We start from the raw sequence: 16,048 nt of genomic DNA, 5'->3' as shown, positions 1-16,048 counted from the left end.
AATTGTTTTTATTCGAATGATTTATTTAAGATTGCAGCTTGTTGGGCAACGTGTTGTTTCATATAACCTGTCGCTGTACTTCCGCTTTCTTTACGCGCTACGAAACCTGTAAATGCAATTTCTGTACCCATCAGTTTGCGGCAGTAGTAAGACCATGCACCCATGTTCTCATTTTCCTCTTGTACCCATACAAACTCTTTGGCTTTGTTGTATTTTTTACGGATTGCTTTTAATTGATCCATTGGAACCGGGAACAATTGTTCAATACGGACAATCGCAACATCCTTACGTTTGTCCGCTTCCTGTTTTTCCAATAAGTCGTAATAAACTTTACCGGAACAGAACAATACGCGTTTTACATCTTTTGCAGCAACATTTGCATCGTCAATAACTTCTTGGAATACACCTTCTGTAAAGTCTTTCAATGGAGAAACCACTTTCGGGTGACGCAACAAGGATTTTGGCGTAAATACCACCAATGGCTTGCGGAATTCACGTACCAGTTGACGGCGCAATAAATGGAAGTAGTTTGCTGGGGATGTACAGTTTGCCATGATCATGTTCTCATCTGCACATAATTCCAGGAATCTCTCGATACGTGCCGAAGAGTGTTCAGGCCCCTGGCCTTCCATACCATGTGGAAGCATCATGACCAAACCGTTTGAACGTTTCCATTTTGTTTCCGCACTTGACAGATATTGATCTACAATAATTTGAGCACCATTGTAGAAATCACCGAACTGCGCTTCCCAGATTGTCAATGAATTTGGATTAGAAGATGCATAACCATATTCAAAGCCCAAAACAGCATATTCTGAAAGAAGGGAGTTGTAGATCGAGAACTTATCACCACCTTTAATGTTTGCTAATGGAACATATTTCTCTTCGGAATCTTCCAGCGTCAATACCGCATGACGGTGTGAGAATGTACCACGTTGTACATCCTGACCAGAAATTCGAACACGATTACCCTGATCCAATAAGGTCGCGTAGGCCATTAATTCACCCATTGCCCAATCGTATGCATCATTGCTGATCATTTTGGCGCGGTCTTCAAATAAACGGGTGATCTTACGGAAGAATTTTTTGTCCGCAGGTAACGTGGTGATCTCTTTCGCTAATTTCAGGAACGTATCTTTCGCAACTTGTGTTTTATCGGTTGTTGTTAATACTTCTCCTTTTTTCGCAGGACGCAATCCTTCCCATGCACCTTTAAACATCGGAATTTCTTCAGTCAATACTTCAACTGTTTTTGCTTCCTCGAATTTAGCTTGCAATTCCGCTTTAAATTCTTTCTCTATATTTTTCGAATACACTTCATCAACGCTTCCTTCAGCAATTAATTTTTTTGCGTATACTTCTTTCGGATTTGGATGTTTTTCAATGATTTTGTACAACAAAGGTTGTGTAAACTTAGGCTCATCGGCCTCATTGTGACCAAATCTTCTGTAGCATAACAAATCGATAAATACGTCTGTCTTGTATTTTTGACGGTATTCAACAGCTAAATTAATTGCATAAACGACAGCTTCTGCATCATCCCCATTGACATGGAATACAGGTGAAGAAGTGATTTTAGCCACATCTGTACAATAGGTTCCAGAACGTGCGTCTTTATAGTTTGTTGTAAATCCAATTTGGTTATTGATGACAATATGTACTGTACCTCCTGTTTTGTAGCCATCTAGTTTGGACATTTGAGTGACCTCATAGACAACGCCCTGACCGGCTATTGCAGCGTCACCATGGATAATGATAGGTGCAATTTTCGATGAATCGCCATCGTACTTGAAGTCGATTTTAGAACGTACCATACCTTCGACAATTGGATCTACCGTTTCCAGATGGGAAGGATTTGGTGCCAAACTAAGATGCACAGATTTGCCATCGTTGGTTTTCACTTCTGAGGAGAACCCCAAATGGTATTTTACGTCACCACCGAAGTTGACTTCGGGGTCGTCCGCATAGGTTTTGCCTTCAAATTCAGAGAATACGGATTTGTAGGATTTACCCATAATGTTGGTCAATACATTCAAACGACCACGGTGCGCCATACCGATCACAAACTCTTGGATACCGATGTCAGCACCTTTCTCGATGACAGAGTCCAATGCAGGAATTAAACTTTCCGCACCCTCTAATGAAAAACGTTTTTGACCCAAAAATTTGGTTCCCAAAAAATTTTCAAAAGCAACGGCATCGTTAAGTTTGTTTAAGATTCTCTTTTTGGTATCCAAAGAAAATTTTGGCATATTACGATCCGCTTCCATGCGGTCTTGCAACCATTTTATCTTTTCTGGATTACGGATATATTTGAATTCTGCACCAATAGAACGGCAATAAGTGTCTTCAACCAATTGACGGATGTCTTTTAATGTTGCTGGACCTAAGCCCACTTCGACACCTGCATTGAAAACCGTATTCATGTCTGCCTCAGCAAGACCAAAGGTTTCCAATTCCTTTCCGGGGTAGTACTTACGTCTTTCGCGAACAGGGTTGGTGTGTGTGAAGAGGTGGCCACGGTCACGGTAACCATTGATCATGTTCAGCACATTGATTTCTTTCAATACGTGCTCAGGAGTAGCTTCGCCTACTGAACCTGTCGTTCCACCAGCATTTTGACCGAAATCAAAACCTTCAAAGAATTTTTGCCATCCGAAATCTACCGATTGGGGATCTTGCTTGTACGATTGATATAAGCCATCGACATAAGCCGAATCAGCATTACTCAAATATGTCAGATTGTCCATTTACAATTAAAACTATGAAATTTGTCAAAGTTATGAATAAAAAAAGAGTTTCTAATACTGAAATTGAATAATTTAATCAATAAATCTATCCAATTCTTAACATTTTTAGCATGATTTAAAACGGGTCTATTATGCCCTGCAAATTTCTTTTGTTTTGAAATTATTTATTTCTGCCGAAGATTTATTTAGCGAATAATTCATCCAATTTTGGAAGGCCATTTGGGAAATTTGTTTTGATCAATTTTTGCCAGTCCAAGGCCTTATTGTCTTTCTCACTGGTCCCGACACCGGCGACATGTGACCATTGGCCATATACCGTAGCCGGAGAATAATCCAATAGCTGTTCCTCAAACCAGGAAGCCCCCTTTAACCAATTGACCTGATATTCATGCACCAGGTAACTTGCTGCGATCAATCCGGCCTGATAGGGAATGTAGCCTGTTTTTTTGAGTTGTATCATGGTACTATTGATGAAGTCATGGTCTGTCTGTCCGGATTTCCACTTCTCAAATAACTCCTCATTTACCGTTAATGCCGGAATATCTACAGTGCTGTTATTTTTCGTGCCCAGGGGCTTGAAAAATATATTGGGATATTTTTTGAGCATAAAACGGAAATAATCCCGCCAAAGTAAAATGTCTATTATTTTCTCAAATCGTTTATCTTTTTTTCCTTCTCCTAATTTCTTAATGTTGTTGTAAAGAAGAATTGGCGATAAGGCTCCGGCAGCGATAAAAGGACCTAATATGACCGGATCCTGCTCTGTCTCCGGATAGGTGGACAAAACCGAATGCATAATACTCAGTGCTGTGTCTTCGCCACCCAATATATAGATGTCATCAACAGACTTAATCTGTTGCTCCGAATAACCAAGGTCCTTTAGCGTCGGAATCTTGGTGTCTTCCAGATGTGGTGGCGTCAGGAAATTTGACGGGAAAGGAATCGGTTGGCGCACCGAACTTTCACGTTCTACTTTTTTCTTAAAAATGGAAAATCCATTAGGGATGTCCTTAATTGGAAAAGGGAGATCTTCTTTGTGGTAAAGTGTATGGCCTATAAAGTGACGGAGATTGATTTTGCTGCTCCATAATTCACTTTCTACTTTCTCGGAAATGGAAGTCTCGCGAAGGGCAACTTCCCGGTGGTGATAGACTTCATTAACCTGGTATTTTTGAGCAATCCGCGGGATAATATCTTCAGGCTTGCCAATATAAGTCAGCAGGTCACTGCCATGGCTTTTCAATTTTTCTTTGAGTGCAGTAACTGCCTCAATGATAAATGCCGCGCGCAGTACTCCTGTATTTAAATTGCCAAATTGATTGCGGTCAAAATAACGGGGATCAAAACAATAGACCGGAATGATGAAAGAACTCTTCTCAGAGGCTTGATAAAATACTTCATTGTCATGAAGTCTTAAATCATTCCTAAACCAGATCATTGTAGCCCTTTTGTCCATAGAGGTGAAGATAAATACTTTTTAGTGCAGCCTATTTTCAGAAGATTTACAAATATATAAGGATATTGTGTTTATGAAAATATTTGGGCATGAATTGACATAAAAAGGACAAAGAAGAGGTTTGGGACAAAATTTTGGAGGAGAATAAATTCGGAATACTGTCTTTGCAGGTTTTTAATTCAGTGATAAAAAACGGATTAACTGACCGATAATCATTCCTTTGTTGGGAAAAGCAAGGTATTCGAACGGAAAAATAAAAATAGTGTTAAACTTATTTGATGTTTCGCTGTTCTAAAATCAGGGAATTATGATATTAGTTAGTCAGCATTTTGGAAAACAAAACCATCGGGAGCTTACACAATCTATTGGACAGTTCGAATGGGATAAACCGATAAAATCAATTCATTTATGCCATTTAAAGCGAGTGCTCAGAAATAATTACAAGGATGAAAAAGGTTTTAATCAGTGGGCTAAATACCTATTTAGGACGACGGGCGTCATGCTATTTACAAACGAAAGATTTTGATGTTACAGGTTTGGTGCGAAATTTATCCATTTTTAATAAAATTGTGAAAGAGAAGGTGACAGCAAAACTTTTTGAACTGGATCTTTTACGAAAAGGCCCCGCATATGATAATTTTCAGATCAGTGACCTGAACTTCGGGATTTATTTTACACAGGTTCCTTCGCTCGATAATGATATTCAGCTTCAACTGGAACTGCTTGGGCTCCGTAATTTTGTGGAAATCTGTAAGCGGGCGGGCAATAACCGTGTGATTTATGTGGCCCGATTGATGGATGAGCATTTTTTGGACCCTGTTCGCAACCTCCTGGAGGCTTTGCGCGTGCAGTATACCATTGTGGTCAAAAGTAGTGTTATCGGAAAGGAAAGTGTGTTAAATCGAATTTTTAGCAAACTGGCCAAAAGGCAGACTATATTCTATTGGAACTGGGTGGCCTCCCTGAAATTTCATCCTTTACCTTTGCTGGATGTTTATCGCTGGCTCCGGGAAATGCCCTGGGAGAATAATTTTATTTCTGAGGTGATTTACCTCGGCGGACATGAAGAGGTGACATTTAGAAGTCTGTTTTATCAATTTCTAAGCTCCACTTCCGACACGCAAAAACGGGAGATCGGCGTCAATAAATTTTTTGCGAAATTGTTGCTGAGCCGGTTCAACGATATCAATAAGGAAGATATTGATGAATTTAGACGGGTGCTTTATTATGAAAAAAATGTGGACAACTCGACCTGGCAGAAAGTCCAGCCCTTTGAATTCACGCCATTGAAAGCCTATGTCAGTATGGATACCTGATGGTGTGACACCTGCTGTCCGCTGCCAGCTAGATGTAATCCCTTCTTTGATTTAAGGTCTCTGATGCGTTGTGCACGGGTGAGTTTTTTCTGGTGTGAATAATTATTTACTTCTGATTTATTCTCTTAAATTTGTGGATTAACGCGTTGATACAGATTTAATATATGGGATACAATAGTCTCGCAGCATGTGTTGCGGATCTTGAGAAACATGGTCATTTAATCCGGATTAAAGAGGAAGTTGATCCTTACCTGGAAATGGCTGCAATTCATATGCGGGTGTTTGATGTGGCCGGACCGGCACTGTATTTTGAAAATATAAAAGGCTCGGAATTTCCCGCCGTATCCAATCTATTTGGAACGTTGGACCGTTCGAAGTTTATGTTCCGTGATTCATTGGACCATCTAAAAAAATTGGTGGATGTCAAGATGAATCCGGGTGCTGTGTTAAAAAAACCATTTCAATATATCGGCTCATCCATGACTGCTCTAGGTGCCCTGCCCTGGAAGAAGAAATCAGGGGCTCCGATCCTACATGGTAAAACTAGCATTGGTAAACTTCCTCAGATTGTCAATTGGCCAATGGATGGTGGGGCCTTTGTTACCATGCCACAGGTGTATACCGAAGATGTAACTAAGCCGGGAATCATGCATGCCAACCTGGGCATGTACCGGATTCAGCTTTCAGGCAACGATTATATTCCGGACCGGGAAATTGGACTGCATTATCAGTTGCACCGCGGAATAGGCATTCATCAAACAAAAGCCAATGAGCTCGGCGTGCCACTTAAGGTAAGTATCTTTGTTGGCGGCCCGCCGGCACATCCTTTGTCTGCGGTCATGCCGCTGCCTGAAGGGCTTTCTGAAATGATCTTTGCCGGTGCATTAGGGAATAGAAGGTTTCGCTATTTCTACGATAATGAAGGTTTTTGCATTTCTGCCGATGCGGATTTTGTTATTACAGGTACAGTATATCCCAATGAGAACAAACCCGAGGGGCCTTTTGGTGATCATATTGGTTATTATAGTCTTACCCATCCTTTTCCCCTGATGAAGGTGCATAATGTATACCATAAGAAGGATCCGATCTGGTCCTTTACCGTGGTGGGGCGGCCGCCGCAGGAAGATACGAGCTTCGGGGCACTTATTCATGAAATCACGGGGGCTGCAATTCCGCAGGAGATCTCCGGACTGCATGCTGTCAATGCTGTAGATGCAGCGGGAGTGCATCCCTTATTGTTTGCGATCGGATCGGAGCGCTATACACCTTATCAGACCGTGGACCGTCCGCAGGAAATTTTAACCATTGCCAATCAGATCCTCGGGAAAAATCAGCTGAGTTTAGCCAAATATCTTTTTATCTCGGCGCATGAGGATAATCCAAAATTGGATATTTACGATATCCCGGGATTCTTCGGTCACATTCTGGAGCGCATTGATCCGACAAGAGATCTCCATTTTCAGACGAATACGACCATAGATACTTTGGATTATTCGGGTGATGGATTAAACGCGGGATCAAAGGTGGTGTTTGCTGCTGCGGGTACCAGGAAAAGAGCACTTGCGCGTGAATTGCCGTCAAATTTTGATCTGCCAAGGCCTTTCAACCGGGCGAAGTTTGTTATTCCGGGTGTATTGGCGCTTGAAGGAGCGGCCTTTACAAACTATGTGGACGAAGCTAGGCTCATCGGGGAATGGTGTCGTGCTGCCGAAGGACTGGCCTGGGAAGGTTTTCCGCTGTTGATATTGTGCGATGATGCTAGTTTTACGGCTCAGACGGTCAATAACTTTGTCTGGATATCCTTTACGCGCAGTAACCCCGCATTTGATATTTATGGTATCAAGAGTTTTACTGCTTTCAAGCATTGGGGCTGTGAAGGGCCAATTATTATTGATGCCCGTAGCAAACCGCATCATGCCCCGGCACTGATTAAGGACGAGGCTGTTGAGAAACGAGTTGACCGATTGGGAGCTAAAGGGGGCTCGCTGCACGGAATCATTTAAGGACAATTAAGCAAAATAAGTATAGACAATTTAATCTGATGAAAACAGAAGAATTATTAGCCCGATCAAAAGAGAATCAGCTGCAGTTTCAGGAGGTCCTGGATCATATTGCAGAAAACTATCACTATAGTCCAGCGGCATTTCAAAATGGAAGCCTGAAAAATATGGCAACGGAAAATCAGGGAAGCGCAAAAGTATTGTATTTTGCCAAACGCCACGATCTTTCGGTAGCAGATACTTTGGTTTTGTTTGCCGAGCATTATCAGAATGTTTTGGATAACCCGACAGGCGAGGGGCATCAAAATATCCGGCAGTTTATGGCGAACGGCTGGAACGGTGTTGTTTTTGACGCCGAAGTCCTAACCGATAAGTAGTATCAGATGGATGGTTTGCTATTTAGCTGAAAGCAAACCAATGCCTTCCAGGAGAGTGTTGTTACCATAAAATAGAAAGGGGCTTCATCGGAAGCCCCTTTTTCATATGCTGATCTATGCGAAAACGATTTTTTTAATCTTTACTTTCACAATCTTCATCTTTGCTGCCACCGAAATAGACCATCCAGCAGATGCCAAACTGATCTTGGAATGAGCTGTATAGCTCCGCGAAAAATGTTTCACCCAAAGGCATTTCTACTACTTTTGCGTTGACACTGAGGGCTTCATAGAGTGTTTTGGCTTCATCAGCATTGTCACACATCAACATCACATAAGTATTGTTGCCCTGTACATATTGCTGGCCGAAAGCGGGAATAACGTCTGCTCCCATGAGCATGCTCTCGCCATTGATTGAAATGGCGGTATGGCAGATCTTGTTTTTGGCATCATCCGGAACTGGGGGCATTTGCGGATCTGCCGGAATATCACCATATCGCATGTACCCCGGGTTTTTTGTTTTAAAGACTTTTTCGTAAAATGTGAAAGCTTCTTCACAGTTACCGTTGAAATTTAAATAAGCGTGTAATTTTGCCATGATATCTAATTTTTGGATATATTGATTTTCTCAAATTTTTCTTTCTTCTAGTATAGCAACCAGGAGTACTATCTTTGGAATTGAAGATAAAATTAAGCGGAACTTTCGATAAAAATCTTGCCTTAAGGCAAGATTTGAAAATAGACTTCTGTCGACGGGGAGACCATTAATTGCCATGAACAATTTCTTTGCGGATGCGGCTCAAAGAAGTATCTGTGATGCCCAGGTACGAAGCAATATGTTTCAACGGGGCCTGCTGAATCAGGATGGGTTTTTCTTTTATCAGGCGCAGATAGCGGCTAGTGGCTGGCTCGGTAATCATCGCGATAGCTCTATTTTTGCTGTGAACCAGTTCCTGTGCCATCCACGAACGCCCCCATTCCCTAAATTCGGGGATGCGATGAAATAATTCCTGATGATCTTCAAATCGTATTTTCCAAAGTTTTGTGTCCGTAAGCGCCTGTATATTTTCCACGGTTGGGGTGCGTTGGAAAAAAGAGGCGACCTCGATCACTACGTCATTATCGCCACAAAAACCGATGGTGACTTCGTTGCCTTCGTAGTCGTGTAAAAAAGACCGTGTAAGGCCATGTTCTATTAAATAATAGGCATTGGACACCTGCCCTTTGCTTAAAATAAAATCGCCTTTTTTTATTGTAATGGCCTGGTGTTTCTCTTTTATGGAATTCAGTTCGTCCGCCGTGATAGCGAGGCCACTGTAAAAAGTTCCTATTAGATCCATTGTCCTTGGTTTATTTGATTATGTAGTGAATTTAAAGATTTATCTTTAAATGTCTTGTTAATCTATTGTGTGATTATTGTAAACAAACGGATGTTTCATTGTTAATTTGATTTGTTTAAACCGTGTTTGTTGATAAAAATATAATAAAATTTAAAAATTATTATGAATTTAGTTTTTAATTGTTTTACTTTGTGTCAATAACATAATGTAAAAACGAAATATTTAAAATTTTCATAATATGTGTGGAATTATTGGCGCTTTTGAATTGAAGCAACCCGCAGACTCATTGAGATCCCAAGTATTGGAAATGTCAAAACGTATTCGTCACCGTGGTCCAGATTGGTCTGGTATATTCACTGGCGAGAAGGCTTTATTGGCGCATGAGCGATTAGCTATCGTTGATCCGAAATCAGGTAGTCAACCTTTGTACAGTCCGGATGGCAAAGTAGTACTGGCTGTGAATGGCGAAATCTATAACCACCATGAATTAAGAAATAGTCTTCCGGATTATGAATTTGCAACACAGAGTGATTCCGAAGTGATATTGGCGCTTTATCTGGCCAAGGGACCATCGTTTGTCGATGAGCTCAATGGTATCTTTGGTTTTGCATTATATGATTCACGTGATGATTCATTTTTTGTAGCCCGCGACCACATGGGGATTATCCCTTTATATTACGGAAAAGATGCGCAGGGACAACTGTTCGTGGCCTCTGAATTAAAATCGCTGGAAGGTTTCTGCGAGACGATTGAGCAGTTTCCTCCAGGACATTATGTATATAGCAAAGAAGGTACAGCGCCACAGCGCTGGTACCAACGGGACTGGGAAAGTTATGATACAGTAAAAGACAATGAGACTGATATTGCTGTTTTGCGTAAAGCCCTGGAAGATGCGGTGCATCGTCAGCTGATGTCTGATGTACCTTATGGTGTATTGCTGTCGGGGGGGCTTGATTCCTCGGTGATTGCTGCCGTGACCAAAAAGTTTGCGTCCAAGCGTATTGAAACGGACGATAAAGAAGAGGCCTGGTATCCACAATTGCATTCTTTTGCCGTGGGGCTGAAAGGGGCTCCGGATTTAATCGCTGCAAAAAAAGCAGCAGATCATATCGGAACAATCCATCATGAAATCAACTTTACCATCCAGGAAGGCTTGGACGCTATCCGTGACGTGATCTATCATTTGGAGACCTATGATGTCACAACCGTGCGTGCTTCAACACCAATGTACCTATTGGCACGTGTCATTAAATCAATGGGCATCAAAATGGTGCTATCTGGTGAAGGCTCTGATGAGCTTTTTGGAGGCTATCTGTACTTTCATAAGGCGCCAAATGCACAGGAGTTTCACGAAGAAACTGTCCGTAAGCTGAAAAAACTGTATCTCTATGACTGCCTGCGTGCCAATAAATCACTGGCAGCCTGGGGTGTCGAAGGGCGTGTTCCTTTCCTTGATAAAGAATTTATGGATATTGCCATGCGTATCAATCCATCGGATAAGATGATCCGTGATGGCCGCATGGAGAAATGGGTCGTGCGTAAGGCTTTTGAAGATTATCTTCCGGAAAGTATTGCTTGGCGCCAAAAGGAACAGTTTTCAGACGGGGTCGGATATAGCTGGATTGATACCTTAAAGGAACAGGCTGAAAGTAAGGTTTCAGATCAGGAATTTTCTGCCGCTGCAGAACGTTTTCCGATCAACACACCAAAAAATAAGGAGGAGTTTTTGTACCGCACAATCTTTGAATCGCATTTTCCGTCTACTGCAGCTGCGCAGACCGTTCCGTCAGTGAAGTCTGTCGCCTGTAGCACGCCGGAAGCACTGGCATGGGATGCATCATTCCAGAACCTGAACGATCCATCGGGTAGGGCGGTAGCCTCCGTACATCAGGAAAGTTATGAGAAATCCAAAGTCGAAGCCGTGTAACTAATCAACCAATCTCATATAATGTTGTAATAGGGGTATCCGGGGATATCCCTATTTTTTTTGAACTGTAGATCCGCAATGACTGATCCCCGCTTCGTAAAAGTATAGGTAGCTGAAGGGTTGCTTTTACATAAACAAGCGCTATGCGTATGTTTTTTGAATTATCTTTTGTAAATTTCCGAAAACCAATCCTGCCGAACCTACAGGATGCTGAACGAACATACGAATGAAAGAATATACGAAACAAAGAAATCTGAAGTCTTTTGGACTGGCATTTTTGCTGTTGAGCAGCACAGCTATTTTTGCGCAAAATAAAGATGCCGTCGTTGCTGCCATTGTCCGGGAAGCTCAGGTCAATTCGCAGCTCGAAAACTATGCATTTGAACTCGTTGATATGATCGGTCCCCGTCTGGTCGGAAGCCCGCAGATGCAGCAGGCACATGACTGGGTCGTCAAGCAGTATACCGCGCTGGGTGCGGATGCACGTAATGAAGCCTACGGTGAATGGCGCTCTTGGGAAAGGGGAACCTCCCAGGTGACCATGACTTATCCACGGATTAAATCGCTCGAAGGAACACAGCTGGCTTTTAGTCCGACGACAAAAGAAAAAGGTGTGGAAGCTGAGGTGTTGGCGATGCCGCTGTTTCGTTCTCAAGCTGATTTTCAGTCCTGGCTAAAGACAGTTAAAGGGAAAATTGTCCTGATCGGAATGAATCCCATTTCAGGTAGATCCGATGCCAACTGGAAGGAATCGGCTTCTGCCAAAGCTTATGAAAAATATCAGGCGCTCAAAAGTGAGCAGCTCAGGCAATGGGAGCTTAGCATGTCCTATACGGGTAGCACCCGACGTACGCTGCCATTGGCCCTGGAAGCCGTAGGTGCTGTAGGAGTGATTGATTCCTATTGGACCGAACTACCGGGGATTACGCGCATTTTTGATGCAAAATCCAGACAGATTCCGGTGTTTAATGTCGCTTTGGAAGATTATGGCCTCCTTTATCGCATGGCTGAACGTGGTGTCAGACCGCGTATACTTTTGCAGGGGAAATCCAGAGAACTCGGAACAGCAAAGACGTATAACAGCATTGCTGAGATCAAGGGAAAAGAAAAACCAAATGAATATGTGGTCCTGTCGGCGCACCTGGATTCCTGGGATGGAGCTTCGGGGGCGACGGACAATGCAACAGGGGTCATCACGATGATGGAAGCTGTTCGCATCTTACGAAAAGTGTACCCCGACAACAAACGAACCATCCTGGTGGGCAACTGGGGCAGTGAAGAACAGGGGCTGAATGGTTCGTCGGCTTTTGTTGAAGATCATCCCGATATCGCTAACAATATTCAGGTGGTTTGGAACCAGGATAATGGAACCGGACGTATTGTGCGCATCGCTGGAAGTGGTTTTGAAAAAGCTTATGAATACATTGGCCGATGGCTGCAGTATCTGCCCGAAGAATTTCGTAATGAAATCCAGACTAGTTTTCCGGGGATGCCCGGAACCGGTGGGAGTGACCACTCTTCTTTTGTCCAAAAAGGAATTCCGGCTTTTGGTCTTTCTTCCACCTCCTGGGATTATGGAAAGGTAACTTGGCATACCAATCGGGATACTTACGATAAAATCGTCTTTGATGAGGTCCGGCAAAATGCGATTATCGTCGCGGTGTTGACTTACCTCGCTTGCGAGGAGCCGGGCTTGGTATCGCGCGACAAAATTGTGCTCCCCATCGATAAGTCAGGTAAACAAATGTCCTGGCCGACAAATTTACAATCCAAAAGAACAAGTGGCAATTAATGATGAAACAGCTTGTATTTACGATCGTATCCCTTTTCTTTCATTGTTTCGCCTTTGCGCAGATTTCCTATGCAGACAGAATCTGGCGCCATTAAGGCAAAACATTGGACGCTGTATAGCCTTTCTGAAGGATTGGAACAGTATCCAAATTAACCATTGAATAGTTTGTTTTTGCGAATGGTCTTTCCTTTGCGTAACTGAATGGCATGGTAGACAGTAGGAATATCATTAGACCAATTCTTCAGAATAAGGATAATGGCGATAATTTCCAGTCGGGTAATGACGCCCAGCCAAATGGTCACCTGGAATAAAAAGGTGGATTGGCAATGTAGGAGCAGTTCTATCAATAGCGTAAATAGAAACAAAGTCCACAACTTGGCGCCGATAGAATGGGTAGCAATTTCTTTTTTGAATTTTGTGAAACTAACCACATAGGTCAAGGCCTCCAAACCGAGTAGAACGAATATTAGTGTCGCGTTATTCCTAAAAAATAAAGGGCAGCTTAGGTATGTTCCCAACGTAATGCAGCTAAAGAAAATAAGGTCAACACTGGAATCCCATCGGCGTAATGAGGGCGTAGAAATGTTCAACTTTCGAGCGATTATGCCATCAAAGATGTCGCTCAGGAGACCGATCACAAGAAAAGTGATGGCGTAGTATTTAAAATAATCGATTTTAAACCAATAGAATGCCAGGAGCAATAGGCCTAGAAAAAGGCGAAGCAGGATCAGTGCAAAAGGGATCTGTTTTTTCAAAATTTACAAATGCTGGTGTATCTGGTTGATAGTGAACGGTACAAAATAATGTAAATTAAAGATAAACATTGTCCCGAAAAAATACAAAGGCGCCGATCGGAAAGAAAGGCGCCTTATGTTTAATGATATGCTCGCTTATTTTTTGAGATGCTGATTAAAATAATCGGCAATTTTCTCGTACATATGAATGCGGTCCTTACCCATTACGTTATGTTCGTGGGTAGGGTATAAGAAATAATCGACCTGTTTTCCGGCTTTAATGCATGACTCCAGGAATTCCATGCTGTTTTGTTGTACAACGACCGGATCCTGTGCGCCATGGATGATTAATAAACGTCCTTTCAGCTGATCCGCTTTATTTAGTAAAGACGTCAATTTATATCCTTCAGGGTTTTCCTGTGGTGTGTCCATATAGCGCTCACCATACATAACCTCATAAAACTTCCAGTCGATAACCGGCCCCCCAGCGACTGCTGCTTTAAAAATGTCGTTATGGTGCAACATAAATGAGGTGGTCATAAAACCGCCAAAGCTCCAACCGAAGATGCCCATGCGTTGTTGATCGACAAAGGATTTTGATTTCAGAAATTCAATTCCTTTTAGTTGATCGGCCATTTCATTTTGACCAAGGTTACGATGGGTAGCGGTATAAAAATCACGGCCCCGGTAATTGGTGCCTCGATTGTCCATGGTAAATACGATATATCCCTGTTGTGCCATATAGAGATCAAAGTAGCCTGCACCGCCCAGCCATTTGTTGGAAACCAGTTGGGAATGTGAACCGCCGTACAAATAGTACATGACCGGATATTTCTTGGCTGGATCAAAATCATTTGGATAGATAATGCGGCCGGTCAACGGGTATTTGCCGTCTGCCGAAGTCAGCTGGACAAATTCTATTTTTGGATTATTGATTTTTTCGCTGAACGGATTGTCAGCTTTGACCAGTACCGTTCCTTTGCCTGATTTGACCGCTTTGACCTGGATCATGTTCGGCGTCTTCAGATCGCTATATTGATCATAGATATATTTTCCGTCATCACTCAGCGAAGCCTGGTGTATACCGGGTTCGTTTGTCAGCTGAACCGTTTTTCCGGATTTAAGGTCTACCTCAAATAGCTGACGGTCCATGCCATTATTGGTGACACCGATATAGCTTACTTTGTTTCCATCCGCAGAAAAATCCAATAGATTGTCCAGTACAATATCCTGATAACCTAATTTTTTGATCAGTTTTCCTTCTGTATTGTAGAGGTACAGCTGGTTGTAGCCCTCTTTGTCGGACTGGTAAAGAAATTGGTCTGGCTTGTTAGGTAAAAATGTGAGCGGATTTTCCGGTTCTACCCAGGTGGTTGCAGTTTCCTCAAACAATGTTTTGACCAATGCGCCGTTTTCGGCATTGTATTTATTAAACTTAAGGTCATTTTGATCCCGATTAAGAACACCCACATAAATAAATTTACCTGAAGGATCCCAAGTTACGCAGGTCAGGTATTGCTCACTGTGATCTCCGGTTTGTAGTGTTACCTTTTGCCCTGTTACTGTATTAAAGATGACTAAAGTTACCTCTTCCGACTTCTGTCCTGTCATGGGGTATTTTATCCATTTGATCTCCGCTACTTTGGGACTCCACTGTGGCAGCGGATAGTTGGCAACCATAGTCTCGTTTTTGCGATAATAGAGCAGTTTGTCATTTTGAGCATTCCACCACATTCCTTTTTTTATGCCAAACTCCTGACGGTGGGTATAATCGCTGCCATTGACGATACCTTTGTCGCTGTCATTGGTAACTGCAGTCACTTTTCCATTTTTGTCAACGATAGCAATGTTGTTGTCGAGCAGATAAGCAATTTTTGAAAAATCTGCGCTCAATTCACGGTTTGCTCCCTGACTATCGTTTCCGATAAAACTTTCGACGCTTTTTGATTTGACGTTGTAGACTACTGTGTACACCTTGTCCTTTCCGTTTACCTGAAGCAACAATGAATTACCGTCACGCCATTTGTAGTCGTAAGGAAACATTTGCAAATGGAATGTTTCGTTTGGAATCGCGGCTTTTAAAGCTGCCTCAAGTTCTGCTTTCGACAGCAAGCTTGTTTCAGTCCAGTTGTTTTCCGCGCTTTTGGAGAACAGGTTTTGATACGATTTATCTAGGTAAGAGAAGCTGTTTGATTTTGGGATCCAGGAAGTGGCAGGAATAGATGTTGGTGCGTAGATGCGCGGTCCAAATACCGTTTCTTCCAAATTAAGGTTTCGCTGGGCATGGCTGGTTAGAGCGCTTGCCAACAAGAAGAATAGCGCAATTCTTTTCATTAGAATATTTTATTTTTAATGATGC

The 16,048-nt window shown here is 42.4% G+C and carries 11 protein-coding genes; 5 read left to right on the top strand and 6 right to left on the bottom strand.

Annotated elements, in window-relative coordinates; genetic code table 11:
- Positions 1-8: 8 nt before the first annotated feature.
- Positions 9-2,750: a 2-oxoglutarate dehydrogenase E1 component gene (locus D7322_RS24060; protein WP_121126742.1), complete on the bottom strand. Its 2,742-nt coding sequence runs from the start codon at positions 2,748-2,750 to the stop codon at positions 9-11.
- 181 nt (positions 2,751-2,931) lie between these two features.
- The gene (locus D7322_RS24055; protein WP_245971447.1) at positions 2,932-4,188 is read right to left on the bottom strand and encodes a deoxyribodipyrimidine photo-lyase; all 1,257 of its coding nucleotides are present in this window, start codon (positions 4,186-4,188) and stop codon (positions 2,932-2,934) included.
- Positions 4,189-4,652: 464 nt separating this feature from the next.
- Here D7322_RS24055 and D7322_RS24050 point away from each other — a divergent pair, with 464 nt between their 5' ends.
- The 3 genes from D7322_RS24050 to D7322_RS24040 all read left to right on the top strand — a co-directional run bounded on the left by D7322_RS24050 (position 4,653) and on the right by D7322_RS24040 (position 7,899).
- Positions 4,653-5,522 carry an NAD-dependent epimerase/dehydratase family protein gene (locus D7322_RS24050; protein ID WP_121126740.1) on the top strand — a complete coding sequence of 290 codons (870 nt, stop codon included), beginning with the start codon at positions 4,653-4,655 and terminating at the stop codon, positions 5,520-5,522.
- 164 nt (positions 5,523-5,686) lie between these two features.
- Positions 5,687-7,525: a UbiD family decarboxylase gene (locus tag D7322_RS24045; protein ID WP_121126739.1), complete on the top strand. Its 1,839-nt coding sequence runs from the start codon at positions 5,687-5,689 to the stop codon at positions 7,523-7,525.
- 38 nt (positions 7,526-7,563) lie between these two features.
- Complete coding sequence (locus tag D7322_RS24040) at positions 7,564-7,899, top strand: HopJ type III effector protein (RefSeq protein ID WP_121126738.1); 336 nt, start codon at positions 7,564-7,566, stop codon at positions 7,897-7,899.
- Positions 7,900-8,032: 133 nt separating this feature from the next.
- Here the strand turns inward: D7322_RS24040 and D7322_RS24035 are convergent, their stop codons facing one another.
- Both D7322_RS24035 and D7322_RS24030 read right to left on the bottom strand, forming a co-directional pair.
- Positions 8,033-8,494 (bottom strand): VOC family protein, encoded by a 462-nt coding sequence (locus D7322_RS24035; RefSeq protein ID WP_121126737.1) that lies wholly within the window; start codon positions 8,492-8,494, stop codon positions 8,033-8,035.
- 166 nt (positions 8,495-8,660) lie between these two features.
- A complete protein-coding gene (locus D7322_RS24030) occupies positions 8,661-9,236 on the bottom strand; it encodes a Crp/Fnr family transcriptional regulator (RefSeq protein WP_121126736.1) in 576 nt (191 codons plus the stop codon).
- A 238-nt stretch (positions 9,237-9,474) separates the two neighbouring features.
- Here D7322_RS24030 and asnB point away from each other — a divergent pair, with 238 nt between their 5' ends.
- Both asnB and D7322_RS24020 read left to right on the top strand, forming a co-directional pair.
- On the top strand, positions 9,475-11,163 hold the full coding sequence (gene asnB / locus D7322_RS24025; RefSeq protein ID WP_121126735.1) for an asparagine synthase B: 1,689 nt from the start codon (positions 9,475-9,477) through the stop codon (positions 11,161-11,163).
- Positions 11,164-11,389: 226 nt separating this feature from the next.
- A complete protein-coding gene (locus D7322_RS24020; protein ID WP_121126734.1) occupies positions 11,390-12,955 on the top strand; it encodes a M20/M25/M40 family metallo-hydrolase in 1,566 nt (521 codons plus the stop codon).
- 149 nt (positions 12,956-13,104) lie between these two features.
- Here the strand turns inward: D7322_RS24020 and D7322_RS24015 are convergent, their stop codons facing one another.
- Positions 13,105-13,710 carry a CDP-alcohol phosphatidyltransferase family protein gene (locus D7322_RS24015; protein WP_245971446.1) on the bottom strand — a complete coding sequence of 202 codons (606 nt, stop codon included), beginning with the start codon at positions 13,708-13,710 and terminating at the stop codon, positions 13,105-13,107.
- Positions 13,711-13,845: 135 nt separating this feature from the next.
- Positions 13,846-16,023: a S9 family peptidase gene (locus D7322_RS24010; protein ID WP_121126732.1), complete on the bottom strand. Its 2,178-nt coding sequence runs from the start codon at positions 16,021-16,023 to the stop codon at positions 13,846-13,848.
- Between the last annotated feature and the right edge of the window lie 25 nt (positions 16,024-16,048).

The sequence above is a fragment of the Sphingobacterium puteale genome (assembly GCF_003627955.1).
Classification (GTDB): domain Bacteria; phylum Bacteroidota; class Bacteroidia; order Sphingobacteriales; family Sphingobacteriaceae; genus Sphingobacterium; species Sphingobacterium puteale.
This window is presented reverse-complemented; position numbering and strand designations above follow the sequence as displayed.

Coding starts and splice junctions, on each gene's coding strand:
- D7322_RS24060 (WP_121126742.1), bottom strand. CDS start 2,750: ATGGACAATCTGACATATTTGAGTAATGCTGATTCGGCTTATGTCGAT.
- D7322_RS24055 (WP_245971447.1), bottom strand. CDS start 4,188: ATGATCTGGTTTAGGAATGATTTAAGACTTCATGACAATGAAGTATTT.
- D7322_RS24050 (WP_121126740.1), top strand. CDS start 4,653: ATGAAAAAGGTTTTAATCAGTGGGCTAAATACCTATTTAGGACGACGG.
- D7322_RS24045 (WP_121126739.1), top strand. CDS start 5,687: ATGGGATACAATAGTCTCGCAGCATGTGTTGCGGATCTTGAGAAACAT.
- D7322_RS24040 (WP_121126738.1), top strand. CDS start 7,564: ATGAAAACAGAAGAATTATTAGCCCGATCAAAAGAGAATCAGCTGCAG.
- D7322_RS24035 (WP_121126737.1), bottom strand. CDS start 8,494: ATGGCAAAATTACACGCTTATTTAAATTTCAACGGTAACTGTGAAGAA.
- D7322_RS24030 (WP_121126736.1), bottom strand. CDS start 9,236: ATGGATCTAATAGGAACTTTTTACAGTGGCCTCGCTATCACGGCGGAC.
- asnB (WP_121126735.1), top strand. CDS start 9,475: ATGTGTGGAATTATTGGCGCTTTTGAATTGAAGCAACCCGCAGACTCA.
- D7322_RS24020 (WP_121126734.1), top strand. CDS start 11,390: ATGAAAGAATATACGAAACAAAGAAATCTGAAGTCTTTTGGACTGGCA.
- D7322_RS24010 (WP_121126732.1), bottom strand. CDS start 16,023: ATGAAAAGAATTGCGCTATTCTTCTTGTTGGCAAGCGCTCTAACCAGC.